Source organism: Paenibacillus sp. SYP-B3998, assembly GCF_010820665.1.
Classification (GTDB): domain Bacteria; phylum Bacillota; class Bacilli; order Paenibacillales; family NBRC-103111; genus Paenibacillus_E.
The window spans coordinates 254,270-273,362 of the sequence record NZ_JAAIKC010000007.1; the positions used below are offsets into that span (position 1 = coordinate 254,270).

13 protein-coding genes, 1 rRNA gene, 1 pseudogene and 1 riboswitch are annotated in these 19,093 nt (G+C 46.4%); of the genes and pseudogenes, 12 read left to right on the forward strand and 3 right to left on the reverse strand.

Annotated elements, in window-relative coordinates; translation table 11 throughout:
- Positions 1-51: 51 nt before the first annotated feature.
- Entirely contained in the window at positions 52-1,431 is a 1,380-nt protein-coding gene (locus GK047_RS18990) for an aspartate aminotransferase family protein (RefSeq protein WP_163950253.1), read from the reverse strand.
- Between the two features lie 179 nt (positions 1,432-1,610).
- Entirely contained in the window at positions 1,611-2,645 is a 1,035-nt protein-coding gene (locus tag GK047_RS18995) for an LCP family protein (RefSeq protein ID WP_240344039.1), read from the reverse strand.
- A gap of 272 nt (positions 2,646-2,917) precedes the next feature.
- Between GK047_RS18995 and GK047_RS19000 the strand changes: the two genes are divergently transcribed.
- Genes GK047_RS19000 through GK047_RS19010 form a run of 3 tightly spaced genes read left to right on the forward strand, consistent with a single transcriptional unit; the run spans position 2,918 to position 5,550 of the window.
- On the forward strand, positions 2,918-3,973 hold the full coding sequence (locus GK047_RS19000) for an ABC transporter ATP-binding protein (protein WP_163950259.1): 1,056 nt from the start codon (positions 2,918-2,920) through the stop codon (positions 3,971-3,973).
- Complete coding sequence (locus GK047_RS19005; protein ID WP_163950262.1) at positions 3,966-4,760, forward strand: ABC transporter permease; 795 nt, start codon at positions 3,966-3,968, stop codon at positions 4,758-4,760. The genes GK047_RS19000 and GK047_RS19005 overlap by 8 nt, the downstream gene beginning before the upstream one ends.
- A 4-nt stretch (positions 4,761-4,764) precedes the next feature.
- Positions 4,765-5,550, forward strand: a complete 786-nt coding sequence (locus tag GK047_RS19010) for an ABC transporter permease (RefSeq protein ID WP_163950264.1) — start codon at positions 4,765-4,767, stop codon at positions 5,548-5,550.
- Positions 5,551-5,737: 187 nt separating this feature from the next.
- Here the strand turns inward: GK047_RS19010 and GK047_RS19015 are convergent, their stop codons facing one another.
- Positions 5,738-7,792 carry a methyl-accepting chemotaxis protein gene (locus GK047_RS19015; RefSeq protein WP_163950266.1) on the reverse strand — a complete coding sequence of 685 codons (2,055 nt, stop codon included), beginning with the start codon at positions 7,790-7,792 and terminating at the stop codon, positions 5,738-5,740.
- Positions 7,793-8,066: 274 nt separating this feature from the next.
- Here GK047_RS19015 and bcp point away from each other — a divergent pair, with 274 nt between their 5' ends.
- The 9 genes and pseudogenes from bcp to GK047_RS19060 all read left to right on the forward strand — a co-directional run.
- Positions 8,067-8,537: a thioredoxin-dependent thiol peroxidase gene (bcp, locus tag GK047_RS19020; RefSeq protein WP_163950269.1), complete on the forward strand. Its 471-nt coding sequence runs from the start codon at positions 8,067-8,069 to the stop codon at positions 8,535-8,537.
- Positions 8,538-8,614: 77 nt separating this feature from the next.
- Positions 8,615-8,857 (forward strand): hypothetical protein, encoded by a 243-nt coding sequence (locus GK047_RS19025; protein WP_163950272.1) that lies wholly within the window; start codon positions 8,615-8,617, stop codon positions 8,855-8,857.
- A 320-nt stretch (positions 8,858-9,177) separates the two neighbouring features.
- Positions 9,178-10,614, forward strand: a complete 1,437-nt coding sequence (locus GK047_RS19030; protein ID WP_163950275.1) for a polysaccharide deacetylase family protein — start codon at positions 9,178-9,180, stop codon at positions 10,612-10,614.
- Positions 10,615-10,678: 64 nt separating this feature from the next.
- A complete protein-coding gene (locus tag GK047_RS19035; protein WP_163950277.1) occupies positions 10,679-11,659 on the forward strand; it encodes an AAA family ATPase in 981 nt (326 codons plus the stop codon).
- A gap of 11 nt (positions 11,660-11,670) precedes the next feature.
- Positions 11,671-12,888: a DUF58 domain-containing protein gene (locus tag GK047_RS19040; protein WP_163950280.1), complete on the forward strand. Its 1,218-nt coding sequence runs from the start codon at positions 11,671-11,673 to the stop codon at positions 12,886-12,888.
- The gene (locus tag GK047_RS19045; RefSeq protein ID WP_163950283.1) at positions 12,875-15,244 is read left to right on the forward strand and encodes a transglutaminase TgpA family protein; all 2,370 of its coding nucleotides are present in this window, start codon (positions 12,875-12,877) and stop codon (positions 15,242-15,244) included. The genes GK047_RS19040 and GK047_RS19045 overlap by 14 nt, the downstream gene beginning before the upstream one ends.
- Positions 15,245-15,400: 156 nt before the next feature.
- Positions 15,401-16,939 carry a glutamine-hydrolyzing GMP synthase gene (gene guaA / locus GK047_RS19050; RefSeq protein ID WP_163950286.1) on the forward strand — a complete coding sequence of 513 codons (1,539 nt, stop codon included), beginning with the start codon at positions 15,401-15,403 and terminating at the stop codon, positions 16,937-16,939.
- Positions 16,940-17,014: 75 nt separating this feature from the next.
- Positions 17,015-17,116: riboswitch (purine riboswitch) on the forward strand.
- A 225-nt stretch (positions 17,117-17,341) separates the two neighbouring features.
- Positions 17,342-18,690, forward strand: a pseudogene (locus GK047_RS19055) (NCS2 family permease).
- A gap of 342 nt (positions 18,691-19,032) precedes the next feature.
- Positions 19,033-19,093, forward strand: a 16S ribosomal RNA gene (locus GK047_RS19060); the annotation flags it as partial.

Below are 19,093 nucleotides of genomic sequence, written 5' to 3' on the forward strand. Positions count from 1 at the left end.
GGTATGTTTTTTTAGGTTTTAATTGATTTATTTTGTTCATGGATTAAAGTTTTATTTTGTGGACATCGCTTTGAAAGCTTGATCAGCAGCTTCTAGGGTCTGGTTGACGTCTTCTTCCGTATGGGCAATGGTCATAAACCATGCTTCATATTTAGAAGGAGCTAGATTGATGCCTTGCTCCAACATGAGGCGGAAAAATTGCGCGAAACGTTCACCATCCGTATCCTGGGCTTGATCATAATTGGTAATTGGGTGGTCGCAGAAGTGGGTTGAGAAAGCACCGCCGATGCGATTGATCGTTAAGGGAATACCGCGACGAGCTGCCGATTCAGCAATGCCATCGGCTAATCGAGTGCCAAGCTGCTCAAGCTTGGCATATACATCATCTTGCTGAAGCACTTGCAAGCAAGCTATGCCTGCCGAGATCGAGGCGGGGTTCCCGGCCATCGTTCCAGCCTGGTAAGCAGGTCCGAGCGGAGCTACCTGCTGCATCACTTCTTTGCGGCCCCCGTAGGCGCCAATCGGCAGTCCGCCGCCGATGATTTTGCCAAGGGCCGTAAGGTCTGGCTCCACGGCGGCGTAGCGTGCCGCCGCCTCGGTATTGCCGCCCGCGGCGATGGCCAGACGGGCGTTTACTGCGGCCTCCGCGAGCGGAAGGCCGGGGTAGGTCTGCGCCGCTCCGTAATGGAAGCGGAACGCTGTGATGACCTCGTCATAGATGACGAGGGCACCGTGTTTGCGAGCAGCTGTGCAAAGCTGCTCAAGGTAGCCGGCATGGGGCATCACCATGCCGAAGTTGCCGACAATGGGCTCGATCATGACGGCAGCTATGTCTTCGCCCCAACGCGCAAGAGCAGCTTCCAGTGCCGGAATGTCATTGAACGGCACCGTGATAACCTCTTGCGCGATGCTCGCTGGTACGCCGGCGCTGTCCGGCGTGCCGAGTGTGGACGGCCCTGAGCCAGCGGCCACGAGCACGAGATCTGAGTGGCCGTGGTAGCATCCGGCGAACTTGATGATTTTGGTGCGCTTCGTAAACGCGCGCGCCACGCGAATCGTCGTCATCACGGCCTCTGTGCCGGAGTTGACGAAACGTACCTTATCCAGCGAAGGAATCGCTGACTTCAGCATCTTTGCGAACTCGATCTCGAGTTCGGTCGGGGTTCCGTACAGCGTGCCGTTTTGTGCGGCGCGGCAAATGGCCTCGGTCACATGCGGATGCGCATGACCAGTAATGATTGGACCATAGGCGGCTAAGTAATCAATGAAGCGATTGCCGTCTTCATCCCAGAAGTGCGCGCCCTGCGCGCGCTTCATGAAGACAGGAGCGCCGCCGCCTACGGCCTTGAATGAGCGGGAGGGACTATTCACGCCTCCCACGATATGTTGAAGGGCTTCTTGATACAACTGTTCAGATCTTTTGCGTTCCATAAATAGTATCATTCCTTTATATGTAATTGGTTAGCTTACAAAAAGCCCCTACTTGCTGGGCGCAATGCCCTCTTTCAAGTAGAGGCGATAAAGATGAGGTTCCCTAGGGAAGCCAATTTGAAAGTGGGGGATCAGATAGCGGTTATAGGTATGTTTTAGTCGCTAAAGCGGCTTCGCTCTTAATTCTTCGTCGTCTTCGCGGACGACTTCGGTGTTGGCGATGGCTTGGTAGGCCCAGTGTCCGCTTCTGACGTGCCGTTAAAAAGCTCCTTCACATATCGCTGCAACTTATCCTTGTTAGCCGTGATGACGGCTGCGCCTCGGACATTCTTCTCAATCAACAGGTCGCTTGGCGGCAGTTGAGAGCTTATAATACCATCGGTCTTAGCTTCATAGCCTAGTGTGCCGAGTTTGAGCATGTCCGTTACGCTGAGATTCGTGTCAATGTAAGGATCCATCGCATTTAGGATTTTAGGAAGCTTTATAATAGAAGAAGTTGTCTGCATTTTTTGAGCGACAGCGGTCAGGAACTTACGTTGGCGCTCCGTACGAGAAAAGTCAGACAAGGCATCGTGCCGGAATCGGACATACTGCAAAGCAGTTTTGCCATCGAGATGCTGCATCCCTTTTTTTAAATTAATGTCATAAATATGATCGTCTTCAGAATCGGAGTACTTCATATCTTTTTCTACTTCCAGGTCAATCCCGCCTACTGCGTCGATGAGCGCCATAAATCCTTTGAAATCCGTATATACGTAATATTGTATAGGAATGCCTAATAGATCACTGACCGTTTTCATGGCCAAGTTCGGCCCACCCGTTGCAATAGCGGTGTTGATACGGTCTTCGCCTTCACCTGGAATCTTTACGTAGGTATCGCGAAGTATGGAAAATAAATAGGCTTTCTTCGTCACAGGGTCAATAGAAGCTAGCATAATGCTGTCTGATCGAGGAATCTCATTTTTCTTCATCCCACGCGAGTCTCCGCCCAGAAGCAGTATATTTACGCGCTGTTTGCCTTCCCATTTTGGTGGTGTGTATTTGTCGCCTTTTTCTTTGAGCGATTGGCTAATTAATGGATTGCCACCGCCTTGAGTGTTCCCTGATTTGTTGGAGATATGTTTAGCAAAGCTATAAAACGAATAAGAGTAATAACCAGCTACTGCAATAAGCAGTAAAACAATGACAAGAAGTGTTCGTTTAAATATTTTCAATGCATTTGAGCTCCTTTCTAGATGGAAAGGCAATCTGTACTTTTTTTTCTTACAGATTTCATGTATCATGGGTCTAGGAGTTTTCATGGGAAGCTTGTTTGGTAAGTCAAGCATCTGTGCAGCGTTTTTGCAGAAAGCAAACAGATTAAGCAGATGCTGTTGTACAAATCGCCTATATGATCCATATTATAGATGCTATGAAACTTCGATAGCAAGTTAAGGCGAATTATGAAAGATGTTGTAGCCGAGTCTACACAGACAGGGGGTAAGGTATGTTAGCGATTGATGTTCAACAACTCCGCAAGGAATTTCAGGTGCAGCAAAGCCGCGGGGGATTAAAGGGTGCTTTTCAAGATTTATTCAGAAGAGAATACAAGCATGTTACCGCTGTTAAAGACATTAGCTTTCAAATCCCCAAGGGCGAAATTTGCGGATATATCGGTGAAAATGGCGCCGGTAAATCAACAACGATCAAAATGTTGACAGGTATCCTCGTACCTACCTCAGGACATATCAAAGTCAATGGCTTTGTTCCATTTAAAGAACGGGAGAAATTTGTAGCTGGTATCGGTGTTGTTTTCGGCCAACGAAGCCAGCTGTGGTGGGATATCGGTGTCGTCGAATCGTTCCAACTACTCAAGAAAGTGTATAGAGTGTCGGAAGCCGATTACAAGCAACGTCTCGATGAATTGGTGGATCGCCTCCAATTAGCTGATTTGCTATCCAGACCTGTTCGGAAGCTGAGCCTAGGGCAACGGATGCGCTGTGAGCTTGCGGCTTCGCTTATCCATAATCCAGCGATTCTTTTCTTAGATGAGCCGACCATTGGCCTAGACATTGTAGTGAAGACGGAAATTCGCGAGTTTCTCAAATCGCTGAATCAACGCTATGAGACGACCATCCTGCTTACTACACATGATTTGCAGGACATTGAAGCATTATGCTCGCGTGTAATCATGCTGGACGACGGTCGTATTATTTATGATGGCGGACTGGAAGAGTTGAAAGCGAAGTGGGGCAAAGGCAAAGAAGTTGTTCTGCAATTCGAATATCCGATAACGTTAGCTAAGCTTCAAGAATTGACCCAAGGGCTCGACGTAGCGTGGCAGCTTGAGAATGAGCTATCTGCTAAAGTATTCATTCCACAAGATCGTGCGAATGTTTCTGAGGTGCTGAGTCGAGTTGTAGGTGTCCTGCAAATTCAGGATATTAAGATTAACGAAACGAACACGGATGATATCGTGCGGGAAATTTATAAATCCGGTTCCGCTGAAGTGAAGCGCCCAGAGGAAGCTAAGCAAGCAGAAGGAGTCGTCACTCATGCTTAGCGCTTATTTAGAAGTCATTCGCATGCGGTTTCTAATGATGCTGGCTTACCGTGTGAATTATTACAGCGGCATACTCATTTACGCACTCAATATCGGTTCTTACTATTTTGTTTATAAAGCTATCTATGGAGAGCAGGCCATGATTGGCGGCCTCACTCTGGGCCAGATGACCACCTATGTAGCGGTTTCTTGGATGGGCAGAGCGTTTTACTTCAATAATCTGGATCGTGAGATTGCGAGCGAAATTCGCGACGGCAGCGTGGCTATCCAATTCATCAGGCCCTACAATTATGTAGTTGTCAAAATGATGCAAGGACTAGGGGAAGGAATCTTTCGTCTGTTTCTTTTCACGACGCCTGGCATGGTTCTCATTTGGTTGCTTCTGCCTGTTCAACTGCCGACCAATCCGTCGCTTTGGGGAATTTACTTGATAATGCTGTTTTTCAGCTTTCTGATTAACACGCAACTTAATATCATTACTGGGCTGTTTGCTTTCTTTTTGGAAAATAATGAAGGGCTTATGCGCATGAAACGTGTGGCGGTTGACCTTTTCTCGGGATTAATTATTCCGATCTCTTTTTTCCCAGGATGGTCCAAGTCAGTGCTCGAGTGGTTGCCGTTTCAAGCGATCACTTACCTGCCAAGCGCTGTATTTACAGGGAAAATTACAGGTGCAGAAGTATTTCAGAAGCTAGGTATTCAAGCTATGTGGTTCTTTATCCTCATCATTCCGATGTACTTCCTGTGGAGTAAATCGAGAACGCGTTTGTTTGTGCAGGGAGGGTGAAGCCATGTTCTATCTGTCTCTAATTGTTGACTATTTGAAAAACTACATGAAAACACGTCTCACCTACCGTTCAGACTTCTGGATCGAAGTGCTTTCCGACTTATTGTTCAATGGATTGAACTTGTTCTTCATCTTGGTTGTCTTTTTGCAAACGCAGTCGCTCGGCGGGTGGAATCAAGAGCAAATCTTGTTCATCTACGGCTATTTTATGATTCCGTATGGCTTGTTCATCACCTTTTTTAACCTGTGGGGCTTTGGTGATCGGTATATTGTCAAAGGCGAGATGGATCGCATACTGACGCGTCCTGCTTACAATCTGTGGCAGCTAATGCTGGAAAATCTTAACCCCTCCTCGCTCTTTAGCGCAGTAGCAGGAGCGGTCGTCATGATCTATTCTTGGTTGAAGCTAGGGATTCCCTTCCATTGGTATGACCCGCTGATGTTTATTATTCTGGTGATTGGATCGGTGCTTATTTACGCAGGGGTTTATATCTCTTTAACATCCCTTTCCTTTTTCTCTGATGCACCGACGGGGATTCTCCCGCTGATTTGGAATATTCAGAACTACGGACGTTATCCCATTACGATCTACAACAAGCTGTTGAAAAGTATTTTAACGTGGATTCTTCCCTTCGCCTTTGTTGGGTTTTATCCTGCAGCTTATTTTATCGATCCGGCGAATTGGAAATGGTTCGCTCTTTTGACGCCGATCATGGGCATTGTTTTTAGTGTCTTGGGTATCGCGATCTGGAATATTGGCGTGAAAAGATATCGCGGCGCTGGTTCCTAAATATAGAAAACCGTTATCTCTCTACACTTTGTGTATAGGGGAGTACCGAACAGTGGATGAAAATCTCTTGGCAGCAAGTTAATTTAGAAAAAAACAATGCCAGCATCGTGCCTGGCATTGTTTTTTTTTGAATACAAGCTATATTTAACAGCAATGGCTTTGTTCACTAGCTTGCCCACGATGCGCTCTAAACTTTGTACCTGTCGATCAGACGGTTCAATTCCTGAGCAAGCTCATTCAATTGGCCGGCAGAATGCGAAAGTGACTTAACGGAAGATAACTGTTCCTCGGAGGCGTTCGCTACCTGCCGCACATGCTCTGACGACAACCGAGCAATATGTGCCGTTTCGTCAACGGAGGCAGCCACTTCTTCGGAACCGGCTGACATCTGCTCAGAAGCTGCCGAAGCATCTTGAATTTGTTCATTGACGGTCTGAATTTCTTGCAAAATGCGCCCAAACGCTTCGCCCGATTCCTGTACTTGTTCGAAACCTTGAACGACGCTTTGATTAACGGAATCCATCGCTTGTATGGCTCGCTGCGTGTCTCCCTGAATTTCTTGGATCAGGCGGGAGATTCGACCTGCCGACTCCGATGATTGCTCAGCCAGTTTTCTTACCTCGCCAGCAACGACCGCGAAGCCCCGACCGTGCTCTCCTGCGCGTGCTGCTTCGATGGCAGCATTCAGTGCCAGCAAATTCGTCTGAGTGGAAATCGCTTTAATAACATCGGCGATTTGTACGATTTCTTGCGATCGATCGCCCAGAACTCTAACTACGGAGACTGAGTTCTGTACGTTCCCTTCAATCGCGCCCATTTGTCGAATTGCCTGCTGAATACATCCATTTCCTTGCTTCGCTTCTTGCTCTGCATCTGCGGAAGATCCAGCAATACTGGAGGTCGTCTCGGCAATGCGCTGAATGCCAAGCGCCATTTCCTCCATCGCGCGCGCGCTTTCCACAGCACCTCGCAATTGGCTCTCAGCCCCGTCGGCTACTCGCTCTACAGTCGAAGCGATGCCATTGACCGTAGATACGCTTTGCTCCACGTGAGATGAAAGATGTTCCGAAGAGGCAACCACCCGACCACTTGCATGCTTAACCTCAGTAATCAAGGTTTGCATTGATTGCTGCATCAGCTGTAGTGATTGGCCTAGCGTGCCAATTTCATCTTTGCGTCTGAGCAGGCGCTCTTGTACCTCGTGTGTAAAGTCTCCCTCACCCATCTGTTGCAAATGATGAACGATGGCATGGATTGGCTTGGAAAAGCGGGAGGCGAACAGGTAAGAAGCGCCTGCCGCAATAACTACGAGTAAAGCGCCGATAAAAATCAGAATAAGACCGATTCGCTGGATTCCTTCGATCATCTCTTTCTTTTCAACAAAAGCGATATACTTCCAGCCCGTTTTCTCTGATGTATACAAGTTGGCCATATACGGGGTGCCATACATCATGACTTCAAAATGATCAGCCGTTTTGTCTTTTACATCCATTAGCTTCTCTATCTTGAGCTCCGCGATGTTTTTGGAATTCATATCGGGATGTTTAGGATTAGCCAGAACCGTTCCGTCCTTTGCAAGCAGCATCACATAACCCGAAGAACCGATTTTGATATTTTTCAAATTGTCCGTTAGCTGAGCCAAACTCGCATCAATACCAACAACGCCGACCGGTGCACCCTTCTCATTTTTAACGACAGTCACGTTACTTATATTTACTGCGGTTCCACCTGACGAAACGTATGGAGCCGTTGTAACGACTTTATCAGGATTATCCATTGGTTCTTTGTACCAAGGACGGATGCGCGGATCATACTTCTCTTTAATCTGTTCTTCTCCCCAGCTTATATAGCCGCCGTATATGGTCGCCATATAGACGTAGGACGTATTTGGATGTGAATCAACAAACCGTTGGAACTCTTTGTAAATGGCTGCTTCCGTTTTACCGTTTTGCAGTGGTGCATTTTTCGTCTTATCTGCTTTGTCCATATACGTCGTGACGGTCGCATCAGCCTTCATCACAACCGGATTATTTGCCATCATTTTTACATTCTCGCGAATGGTATCAAAATAGATAGAAACGGAATTATCCACTTGTACAATCTCTTTCGTCGTCGCTTGCACGAAGTTGTCATTCATTTGCCGATCCATGTAAAAATAAACAACGAGACAAGTAATAGCAATCGGCACGATGATCGCTAGTAGAAACGCAGTAACCATTTTTCCTTTAATTGTATGTAACATGTGTCAGCCCCCTCAAGTAAATACTGCCACTTACTTATATCGAACATTTCAGTAAAAACTTTAGCTAAAAGTCACGTTTTCCATAACATTCCATATAAATTCTATCTCAAAAGAGGGAATTGCGAATCATGTAGGAGGGCGGTGTGTGGTAAGGCTCGCCATTTTCCATGTAGAGTGCACGTTTTAGAGGAGTTGGTTTGCGGTGTGTGCGGTAGGTAAAGCATAATGAGACTAGATAGATATACAGAGTAGTAGAACAAGGGAGAGAACAACCATGACACCTGATACGACGAGACGAGTCGCACCCGATTTTACGTTGCCCGCATCGAGCGGAAGTAACGTTTCCTTGCGAGACTACCAAGGCAAGAAGCTCGTGATTTATTTTTATCCAAAAGATCATACGCCTGCTTGTACGCAGGAGTCCTGCGATTTTCGCGATTATAATGGGAAATTCGCCGAATTTGGTGTAGAAGTCATTGGGATTAGTCCCGATGATCTTAAAGCGCACGATAAATTTATCGTTAAGCACGGGTTTCCATTTTTATTGCTTTCAGATTCCGACCATCAGGTTGCCGAGAAGTTCGGCGTCTGGGCTTTAAAGAAGCTTTATGGCCGCGAATATATGGGGATCGTGCGATCAACTTTTCTGATTGATGAGGAAGGTATGATTGCGCAGGAATGGAGTAATGTGAGAGTGAAGAATCACGTGCAGTCTGTTTTAGATGTCGTGTCGGCATTAGGTTGAAATACAAGTAAAAGATCTGCTGTAATTTGAGAGTGGCCATCGAGGGCTGCTCTTTTTTTGCGAAAGGAATGATTACCATGTGGACAATGCTTAAAGACCGTAGAATGGCTTTTCTTATGATAGCGAATATGCTCTCTTCCATTGGTTCAGGGATTACGATGATTGGTGTTCCATGGCTTTTGGTTAATCGATCTGGTGGAGATGAAGTCTATGGATATGCGACTTTGGCGTCTACGATTCTACTCTTTCTTTTATTCGTTTCCTTTCGTCAGTATTTTCCTTCTATTCAAAACATTGAATGGATGGGGAAATGCGGGTAGTCGTGTAGCACGCAATACCATCCTTATGGAAATGGTACCGAATCATCTCATTGGTCGTGTGAATGGTTTCTTTAATACGGTAGGAATGGGTATCTGCGTTTTGTTAATTGCTATATGTACGCAAATTGTTTTCTTTCAAGGAGCAAGAATAGTGATTCTTTTACTTGCTGCTTTATTGCTTATAAGTTTCGTAGGTCTTATATCAAGCCCCGGATAAATTCCTCCTGGTTAGACCTAAACCATCAGACATACTATTGAACTTCCTCCCATATAATCTATCAGCAGTTCAAAATGATAGAACAAACCGGAGGGATCATTGCATGCGTTTGAATCCACAACGTCTACACAACATGCAGAAACGAATTCAACTTACGATGGCCGCATTGTTAGTAGTTTTTTTGGGATTCTCTGTTTTCCCCGTACAAGCAGCCGAGGGGGAAGGGAGCTCCATTCAAGATGGTCAGGAAATCTATCAATTACTTAAATCCGGAAAGCGCTCCATCCAAGAAAAAAGTTATTTGAAGCCAGAGCAGCCTACCGTTTACTTAACGTTTGATGACGGGCCTAGCAAGCTGACGGATCAAGTATTGGATATTTTGGAAAAAGAAGATGTGAAGGCTACATTTTTTGCCCTTGGCGAGGAAGCGAAGGCGTACCCGAATGTAGTCAAAAGAATCGTTAATAGCGGTCACGCATTAGGCAATCATTCTTTTAATCATGTATATAAAGATCTTTATAGTGATTTTCAAAATTTCTGGGATCAAATTCAAAGGACGGAAGAGGTGTTCTCTGATATAGCAGGTGTCAGACCGCAATTGGTACGGGCGCCAGGTGGCACCTATACGAATTTCGATGCTTATTATTATTACTTGTTAGAGCAAGCTGGCTACACAGTAGTAGATTGGAACGTTGATAGCGGCGATTCCAAAAGGCCGCATGTGCCTGTAAATGAAATGATTCAAACGATTAAAAGCACGCCGTTAGAGCATGAAATCACCTTGCTGTTCCATGATGGCTCAGGGCATGAATCTTCCGTAGAGGCGCTGCCGCAAATTATTCACTATTATAAAAAGCTAGGTTATTCGTTTGCTCCACTAACAACAGAAGTGAAGCCAAAGCAATTCCCCGTGGGCAAGTCAAAATGGTCAAGGAACATGAGTTTGTCTCATTTTCAAACGATGCTTAAAGAAACGCGCCAATACGTATTAGCGCATGGGCCAATTAAGAATGAACCCCAGGATGCTATTCAGCGATTGGTGAATCAAACCAAGGTGGTTCAAGAGGAGTCCGCTCAAATTCTTTCGTCTGTTTCTGGTGTCCCACTGCAAATTCATGTGAGCGCAGGTAGCGAGTTTACCCTCGAATCGACGCAATACGAAGTACGGGGGAATCAAATTGAACTATCTCTTCGCGTTCTTATAGAGAAGATGGGAGGTCAAGTGCGTTGGGAAGAAGCAACGAAGACGGCTAGAGCTCACTATGGGGTATATGATGTTGAGTATGAGTTATCCACAAGAAGCCTGCGTCTTTATACGTTTGGGAATGTGGTGGATACCTATTGGTTAGCGGATATGAGTCTGCAAGAAGGCACGATCATCGTTCCTTTGCAGAAAACGATAGATTTACTTGGAGGGCGAATCACTCAATCGTTGATTGAACCAGGCAAAAGAGAAGTGTCGCTAGCGTTTCGTCAATTTTACGGGTGGAATGAGAATAGTAGTTTTCTGAAAAACTCTCTATTTGCTGCAAACTTTTAATGTCTAAAAGAGTAGGGGACTGGAAAAACTAGAAGCATACCCTGATGAAGGAGGCTTCTTGCCTATGCAGTCGAAAGCCCGAATCTTCGATCAGCCGCAGCCTCTTGTAGAACGGATGATCATGAACGTCGAGAAGGTTATCGTTGGAAAAAGAGAAACAATAGAGAAGGCTTTTGTAGCCATGCTGAGCGGTGGACATCTGCTGCTAGAGGATGTTCCCGGAGTTGGGAAAACCATGCTGGTGCGCGCCCTTGCGAGAACGATTGGTTGTGAGTTTAAGAGAATTCAATGTACACCTGATTTGCTCCCATCTGATGTCACAGGTGTATCGGTGTACAATGCAAAGTCAGGAGAATTCGAATTTAGACCGGGGCCGCTAATGACTCCTATCGTACTAGCGGATGAATGTAACCGAACATCGCCGAAGACGCAAGCGGCCTTCTTGGAAGCGATGGAGGAGAAGCGGGTGACGATAGATGGTATCGGTTATGAACTACCGAAGCCTTTTTTGCTGTTGGCTACTCAGAATCCGGCAGATTATGAAGGCACTTATGCGCTGCCCGAAGCGCAGATGGACCGCTTCCTTATGAGATTGACAATCGGTTATCCGACCATGGAACAAGAGATTCAGATGTTGGACCGCTTGCAGGATCGGCAACCCTTGGAATATCTCAAGCCTGTAATTGTACAAGATGAGTTTGTTGAACTGCAAAGAGAAGCGGCGAGGGTTCACGTTGACGAAACGTTGAAAGAATTCATTGTTCGCGCTGCATTAACGACGAGACAGCATCCTGATTTGTATTTGGGAGTAAGTCCAAGGGCATCGTACGCGCTTATGCGAGCCGCGCAATCATCGGCGTATATGAGAGGCAGAACTTTTGTTGTACCTGACGACATTAAGGATTATGTACTTCCAGTATGGGCACATCGGTTGATGCTAACCTCCGAAGCTCGAATGACGGGGAAGTCCGCAGAAGCGATTTTGATTGGCCTGCTTTCTTCGCTACAAACACCCGTTCTTCGTTACTCTTCTTCGTCGAAGTAGGGGGGATGTTGATGAGAAGCTGGGGAAAATCGTTGCTCTTGACGGTAGGATGTCTGCTTTCTTTCGTTTTAGCGATTACACAAGGTGGGTTTGCTTCTTGGTTTTTATTGGATTGTTTTTTGTTTATTTTAGTGCAAGCCGGATTCGTATATATGTGTGCGTTAAGAGGTTTGGGCGTGGAGCGGACATTATCGCAGACTGTAGGCATTGCCGGGGAGGAATTGATCGTTACGCTGCAGATAACGCATCGTTCTCTATTACCGTTGCCTTGGCTTATCGCGAAGGAAACATGGTTGCATGAGGCGACAGGCAATAAATTAAGCCACAGAAAGCTGCTATTTCCATGGTTCCGCTCTTCGGTTTTTATTCGTTACCGGATTACGGAATTAATGCGAGGCAGCTATCGTTTCGCTGGACTTGAGGTTGTAACGGGAGATTTATTTGGTTTCGCTGTGAAGAAGGCTTTTTGTGATGGTCAACAAAGGTGCATGGTCTATCCGAAACCTGACGCATTGGATCGATCGGTGATGACGCTGCGTGCAGAGGATGGTGATAAGCCTGCTGCAGGCGTACCTCAGGCAGCGACTTCGCTAGTTGGCGGAGTCCGTGCTTATGTCAGCGGTGATTCGTATCACCGCATCCACTGGAAATCATCAGCCAAGCTGGGGCGGCTGATGACGAAGGACCCCGAGCAAGCAGCCTCCGCGAAGCGGATGCTGCTGCTCGATGTGACGCCTGCGGCCGCCCCAGCAGAAGCGGCTCAGCCGCTGCTGGAGAAGGGCGTCGCCCTTGCGGCTGGCTTCTTCGAAGCCGCCGCTCGCGGGCGCGAGAGCTGCGGCTTCGCTAGCAGCTCCAGCGGGGTAAGGCGAATCGCGCCCTCGATTCGCCCTGATCTCACGCTCGCGTATGAAGTCCTCGCGAGCGTGGGCGGCAAGCCCGGCCTTTCCTTTCCTGATCTCGTCAGGAAAGAGGCTGCGGCCTTGCCGCCGGATGCGTCGATGCTATGTATCACATCGACGCTGGACGTGCCCCTGCTGCGCGCCATTGCAGAAGCGCGCAGCAGGCGGCGATCCGTGCACGTAATTTACGTGCACGCCCGGCCTTCCCTCTCGGTCGCAGACCGAGAGGGGGCTTCGCAGCTGCAGGCGCTGGGCTGCAGCTTCACGGAAGTGCCGCATCCCTCGCGTCAGTGGCCGAAGCAAGGAGGTGTGATCGATGCGACAGCCTGAACCCTCCCGTCATCAAATCGCTGCTTCCGGCGAATCACAAGCATACCCTAACAAGCAGTTTCGAGCCGGTATAACTTCCCAAGTTCCAGAGCCATCTCGTCAAGCGAGTGCAACACGCTCTAGAACGAACGATTTCCGTTCCGAAGTTCGATCAGGGGATTCCATGTTTCGTGATGTTCTGATCTCCATACTGCTTTTTTTTCTCTTAATCGAATGGTTACGTCCTCTACCCGCTATGGCAGATGTATCTGAAGTTTATCGCATTCAACCTTTTTTAGTCGTATTCGCGCTGTCCATTGCGATAGACTGTTTCAAAGTTCCCTATATATGGGGCTGGGTCGCGAAAAGCATGATCATCTTATTCTTCATTGGCTTCATGTTTGATCGCAATGCTTTCCTGAGCGGCTCATGGGTCATTGATTTTATAAGACTCATTTCGCAGGATGCTGGGCATGTGCTCCAAGCGAAGTTTGACAACATAAGCGGGGAGACACGCACTTTGTTGTTCCTGTTCGGCTGGTCGCTCCTTATCTCCGTTGTCCAAGCACTCATGCTTCAGAGGCAGCACAGTCTTTGGTTCGTAGGGGCTACACTCGCTTATCTCGTTTGTTTGCAGCTTGTGCTAGGCACAGATACCGTATATGGGATTATACGCACGCTATGCTATGGTTTATTGTTAGCATCCATACTTAATCTCTCGCGAATTCAGCAATTCTATGGCTTTGCGAATATCCGACCCGCGGGTGCTTTTCAATGGCTTTTGGCTGCGATAACCGTTGTGGGGGTAATGGCTGGAGCAGGCTGGTACTCAGCGATCCAAGCTGCTCCGACGCCTTTGATGAAGCCCGTAAGCTGGGCCTATTTAACCGATCGTATGTTTGAACTTTACAATGAGGATGCCGGACTTCAGACCAGCGCGGCAAGATCGGGCTATGGTCATGACGATTCCTTGTTGGGTGGTCCGCTTCAATCAGACAACACGTTAGTATTCACAGCCAAAACTTCGAAGCTAACGTACTGGAGAGGCGAATCCAAAAGCTTCTACAACGGTAAGGGATGGACGCAGACTGAGCAAACGGGACAGTCCTTTGTCCCACGCGATTCGCTAGCTTCTGCTCCGACAATCACGCAAGAAGTGCTCTGGAGCCCTGAATCTTCCACTAAACAGTTATTTTATGGGGGGGCGCTTCTTCGTGTGGATGCCATTTTGACAGAGAAAGGCAAGTCCCTTTCTCCAGAAATTGTTATCCGCAATAATGGTAATGATAAAGTGTCAGTACCTGAAATCAGCGATCCACTTTCTTTTTACAAAATAACGATACAATCCGTGTTTGAAGATCCTGCTGCGCTAGGAGCGGATTCCAGCAGTTACCCGATATCTGTAAGAGATACGTATTTGCAGCTTCCTGCCAATTTGCCGCGAACCGTCCGTGCATTAGCTCAACAGGTGACGACTAACTATCCCAATCCATACGCGAAGGCTGTTGCTATAGAGCAATATTTGCGCAGCAGTTATAGCTATAGTTTGGATAAGCCAACGCGTCCTACTCGCAATGAAGATTTTGTTAGCCATTTCTTGTTTGTAGATCGAGTGGGCTACTGTGATCATTTTTCAACCTCGATGGTCGTACTGCTTCGTTCTGTCGGCGTTCCTGCTCGTTGGGTGAAAGGATATGCGCCGGGAACCCTTCTGGCAACAACGGAAGATCATTTGCAAGAGGTAAGGGTGAGCAATCAAGATGCACACTCGTGGGTAGAGGTGTATTTTCCTTCCACGGGCTGGGTTCCATTTGAGCCAACTCCGGGCTTTTCAAGCCTTGACTCCGAGCAGGCGAGAGCTGCGTTTCAAAATGCGCAAGCGGAACGTCCCACAATGACAGCTTCCCTAGCTATGACATCAACCAGAAAAAGTCTGGCAACAGATCCGATGGAATGGTTACAAATGATCAAGAATGAGTTTATCAATTTTGTGCAAACTTATAGGAAACATCTACTAATTATTGCTGCGTTAACCATTCTTCTAACAGGTTTGTTTCTTGCATTCAGAGGCAAAATAAAGCTCCTCTTTCTAAGTTATGATGTTCGTCTCAGCGGCTCCCGACCTGAAGTGCGGCATATGGATCGTTTATGGTTACAAATGTTTCACAAGTATGGGGCCAAATCCGCGCATCAAACCGTGCGAGAATATGTGATGGCTTTACAGATTAAGAACATGGCTCAAAAGGAAGCGCTGCTTGAGTTTGCGCTCATGTATGAAAGCATTCGATACGATACTCCGGGTCGGCCTGCCTACTCCAAACGTGACATTGCCGCTGTATGGGGGGCTATTCAATCCATACAAGGTTCCCAAAAATAAGAACGAGCTATGGCGCTGATTATGGTTATTTTAAGTCTGCTTCAAAATCCTTTCCTTCAAGGGCCTTTACATCTTAGGTAGGTAATGTTTAAAATTAGTAGCTATAAATAGTGATAAGCGACAAGCATTATCGCTATGAAACTAGGAGGTCGGATAATGAGTAAACCGAGTGAACTAATTGTCGTTTTAGATTTTGGAGGACAATATAATCAACTTATTGCAAGACGTATTCGTGATTTAGGTGTTTATAGCGAGCTGCTGCCTTTTAATACGACGGTGGATAAAATCCGTGAGCTTCAACCAAAGGGGATTGTATTTTCTGGCGGTCCAGCAAGCGTATATGGCGAAGGCGCTCCAGCTGTTGACGCTGGGATTTTAGAATTAGGTATCCCGATCTTAGGGATTTGCTATGGCATGCAGTTGATTGCCCATCAGTTGAACGGAAAAGTAGAACGCGCGCATACGCGTGAATATGGTAAAGCAGAGCTGGCATTCACGAACGAAAGTCCGCTAGTCAAGGGACTCGACCCTAAGCAAGTCGTATGGATGAGTCACGGCGACCACGTTTCCGCATTGCCTGAGGGCTTCGTGCTGGAAGCTAGTACGGAATCCCTGCCGATTGCGGCGATGAGCCATCGTGAGAAAAACATCCATGCCGTACAATTCCATCCTGAGGTTCGTCACTCTGTGCAAGGGAATGAAATGATTCATAACTTCGTATACGGCGTTTGCGGTTGTGAAGGCGATTGGACGATGGAATCCTTTATCGAAGACACGATCAGGGAAATTCGTGAAGAAGTAGGCGACAAGAAAGTGCTTTGTGCACTGAGCGGTGGCGTTGATTCATCCGTTGTTGCTATTCTTTTGCATAAAGCGATTGGTGATCAATTGACTTGTATGTTTATCGACCATGGTTTGCTGCGCAAAGGCGAAGGCGAAAGCGTCATGGAAACCTTTGTCGGTAAATTTGACATGAAAGTTGTTAAAATTGACGCGCGTGATCGTTTTCTTGGCAATTTGGCAGGAGTGGATGATCCTGAGCAAAAACGTAAAATCATCGGGACTGAATTCATCCGTGTGTTTGAAGAAGAGTCCAGCAAGTTTGATGACTTCACGTTCTTGGCGCAAGGGACGCTGTATACAGATATCGTAGAGAGTGGGACGGCTACGGCGCAAACCATTAAATCCCATCATAATGTTGGTGGACTGCCAGAAGATATGAAATTCAAGCTTGTTGAACCGCTCAAGACATTGTTCAAAGACGAAGTGCGTAAAGTCGGCGAGGAATGTGGCCTTCCGGGGGCAATCGTTTGGAGACAGCCTTTCCCAGGTCCAGGTCTTGCGATTCGTGTTCTGGGTGAAGTAACTGAAGACAAGCTGCACATCGTTCGTGAATCCGACGCTATCCTGCGTGAAGAGATTGCTAAAGCTGGCTTGGATCGCGAGATCTGGCAGTACTTTACCGCGCTTCCAGGCATGAAAAGTGTTGGCGTTATGGGCGATGCGAGAACTTACTCATATACCGTTGGTATTCGTGCGGTAACTTCGATCGACGGCATGACAGCGGACTGGGCGCGTATTCCTTGGGATGTGCTTGAGAAAATTTCCGTTCGTATCGTTAACGAAGTAGAGAATGTGAATCGGATTGTCTACGACGTAACTTCTAAACCACCAGCTACCATCGAGTGGGAATAAAATAGCTAAACTCTAAAACCGAACATCTAGGGGGATAATTCCTAGAAATGTTCGGTTTTTTTGTTGAACTGAAATGTGAAATGGATAACAGTTTTTCGTATAATCTTGGGAATTGGCCTGAGAGTTTCTACGAGATCACCTGCAAATGATCTGGCTACGAAAAAAAAGGAACGGAATCCGTATGAGCATTTCTTTTTGCATCTGCACGTCAAAGGCAGCTCTCATATGGATAGCTCCTTTTTCGTACCCGGAATCAAGTTAGAGGATTTCGGTTTTTTTCTGTTCCGACATAGAGGGATTTGCTTACGAAGCTAGCTTTCTGGCGAAACTTTAGGGGGAATAAGTCGATGGATCGTTTTTTTTAAGTTGAAACAAAACGGTACAACTGTAAGAACAGAAATCATGGCCGGTATCACTACATTCATGACGATGGCTTACATTCTGGCAGTGAATCCGGATGTTCATAGTGCCTTTAAATCAGGGGCAACTGGCGTTGACTGGACATCTATTTTCTTGGCTACAGCTATTGCAGCGGGTGTAATGACAATAGCTATGGGGTTGTTTGTTAACTTTCCTGTTGCACTTGCGCCTGGTATGGGCTTAAATGCTTATTTCGCAACAATTATTTTATCTTCGCAAGGCAAGTTTACTTTCTCCAAGGCATTAACGGCCGTCTTCATTTCATGAATTATTTTCTTGATTCTGACTTTTACGAAAATCCGTCAGATGCTGCTTGTCGCGGTTCCTGACAGCTTGAAACATGCAATTACCGTAGGTATAGGTTTGTTTATCGCGATGATTGGCTTTAAGAACAGCGGTATTTTAAGTGTCGCAGTGGAAAGCTCCAAAGATATTGCCGCACATAAATACACAGAGGTCCTTTCTTTTGAAACTATTTTTCATCTGGGATCCTTTCAGGACAAAGGCGTGATCCTGACGTTAATCGAAATTTTATTAATTTCCATCTTTATGGTACTGCGCATTCGTGGTGCGATCTTGATCGGAATTTTGATGACTACTGTTGTCGATTACTTCATGGGACTTGTCAATCTGGGTTCCCTTACGAGCTCGGACACAACTTGGATTCCGGATATGACGAAGCTTAAGTTTGCTGATTTTGACTTTGCAGGAACAATGAATACAGGAATTATTTCTGTTATTGCAACTTTTACCTTTGTTGAGCTTTTCGATACGTTTGGAACGATGGTTGGAACAGCGAGTCGCGCAGGAATTATGAAGAACAAAGAAGAGGGCAATAAACGTGTAGGTAAAGCCATGTTCGCAGACGCTATTGGCGTGAGCGGTGGTGCGTTGGTTGGGACGAGCACAGTCACTGCTTTCGTAGAAAGTGCAGCGGTTGTAGCAGAAGGTGGCCGTACGGACTTAACAACAGTTATTACAGGGGTATGTTTCTTGCTTGCTCTGTTCTTGGCGCCAATTGCTATGCTGATTCCTGGTTCCGCAACAGCAGCAGCTCTTATTGTAGTTGGTGTATTAATGGTGCAATCGATTAAAGAGATTGATTTCCAAGACTTCGTTCTCGCGATCCCTGCATTCCTTACTATCGTTTAATGCCTTTCACCTATAATATTACAAATGGGATTTCCTTTGGAATCGTTACTTATGTCGTGCTTGCTTCAGCATCTAACTTAAGCGGCAAAAGTCAAACGCGTTATCCCATTCACTGGTGGATGTGGGTGCTAGCGGTTCTAGTTCTAGCACGTTATATCTACATTGGAAGCCAAGGATAATATGAGTATATGAAAAAGAGGCTGTGGAAGCATTTCATAGCCTCTTTTTTAATTATTAAAAAAAGCTTGCATTCCTATTTCGATTTTGATATATTACTCCTTGTCGCTTCGGAGGCAGAACAAAAGAAAGTAAAGAAACAAAAAAAGTTCTTGCAATCGAATAGGCAAATGTGGTACATTAATCAGGTCGCCTTTGAGGGGCGAAGGATTAAAACGAAAGAAATTGATCTTTGAAAACTGAACAACGAGTGAAAGAAGCACGGTCGAGCAATCGACCAAAAAAGAGATGCAAATCTCGCTAGCAACGCAAATGAGCAATTAAGCTTTCAAATAGGTTTAACTATTATGGAGAGTTTGATCCTGGCTCAGGACGAACGCTGGCGGCGTGCCTAATACATGCAAG

Excerpts from the sequence above, each read along its gene's own strand:
- GK047_RS19035 (WP_163950277.1), top strand. The coding sequence starts at position 10,679 with ATGCAGTCGAAAGCCCGAATCTTCGATCAGCCGCAGCCTCTTGTAGAA.
- GK047_RS19000 (WP_163950259.1), top strand. The coding sequence starts at position 2,918 with ATGTTAGCGATTGATGTTCAACAACTCCGCAAGGAATTTCAGGTGCAG.
- GK047_RS18990 (WP_163950253.1), bottom strand. The coding sequence starts at position 1,431 with ATGGAACGCAAAAGATCTGAACAGTTGTATCAAGAAGCCCTTCAACAT.
- GK047_RS19045 (WP_163950283.1), top strand. The coding sequence starts at position 12,875 with ATGCGACAGCCTGAACCCTCCCGTCATCAAATCGCTGCTTCCGGCGAA.
- GK047_RS19040 (WP_163950280.1), top strand. The coding sequence starts at position 11,671 with ATGAGAAGCTGGGGAAAATCGTTGCTCTTGACGGTAGGATGTCTGCTT.
- GK047_RS19030 (WP_163950275.1), top strand. The coding sequence starts at position 9,178 with ATGCGTTTGAATCCACAACGTCTACACAACATGCAGAAACGAATTCAA.
- guaA (WP_163950286.1), top strand. The coding sequence starts at position 15,401 with ATGAGTAAACCGAGTGAACTAATTGTCGTTTTAGATTTTGGAGGACAA.
- bcp (WP_163950269.1), top strand. The coding sequence starts at position 8,067 with ATGACACCTGATACGACGAGACGAGTCGCACCCGATTTTACGTTGCCC.
- GK047_RS19015 (WP_163950266.1), bottom strand. The coding sequence starts at position 7,792 with ATGTTACATACAATTAAAGGAAAAATGGTTACTGCGTTTCTACTAGCG.
- GK047_RS19010 (WP_163950264.1), top strand. The coding sequence starts at position 4,765 with ATGTTCTATCTGTCTCTAATTGTTGACTATTTGAAAAACTACATGAAA.
- GK047_RS19025 (WP_163950272.1), top strand. The coding sequence starts at position 8,615 with ATGTGGACAATGCTTAAAGACCGTAGAATGGCTTTTCTTATGATAGCG.
- GK047_RS19005 (WP_163950262.1), top strand. The coding sequence starts at position 3,966 with ATGCTTAGCGCTTATTTAGAAGTCATTCGCATGCGGTTTCTAATGATG.